The 450-nt window shown below is 68.9% G+C and carries 1 protein-coding gene; it reads right to left on the minus strand.

The features are described from left to right. A partial coding sequence (locus MOV75_RS41855; RefSeq protein ID WP_247008741.1) for an FAD-dependent oxidoreductase occupies positions 1-450 on the minus strand: 450 nt, incomplete at both ends.

Raw genomic sequence — 450 nt, forward strand, 5'->3', positions numbered from 1 at the left:
CGTAATTGCCCTCGTCGTCGCAGGCCGCGCGTGCCGCATCGCCGGCCGCGAAGACACGCTGAACGCCTGTCACCTGCAAGCAGCGATCGACCAGCAAGCGGCCGAAACTGTCGCGCTCGGCGGGAATCTGCGCGGTCAAGGGCGCCGCACGAATGCCCGCCGCCCAGATCACGGTCTCGGTCTCGATGTGCTCGCCGCTGGACAGGGTGACGCCGGATTGGTCGAGCGATGCGACACCGGCACCGAGGCGGGTTTCCACACCGAGCCTGTGAAGGGCGTCCTCGATGACGGGGCGGGGACCTGCGCCCATGTCGGGCGCGATCGCATTGTTGCGTTCGACGATGATGACGCGGGTTTTCGCGGTTGCGCCGAGGATGTCGCGAAGCCGCGCCGGCATTTCGGTGGCCGCCTCGATGCCGGTGAAGCCGCCGCCGGCGACGACGACCGTGT

Source organism: Bradyrhizobium sp. PRIMUS42 (genome assembly GCF_023006515.1).
Taxonomy (GTDB): Bacteria; Pseudomonadota; Alphaproteobacteria; order Rhizobiales; family Xanthobacteraceae; genus Bradyrhizobium.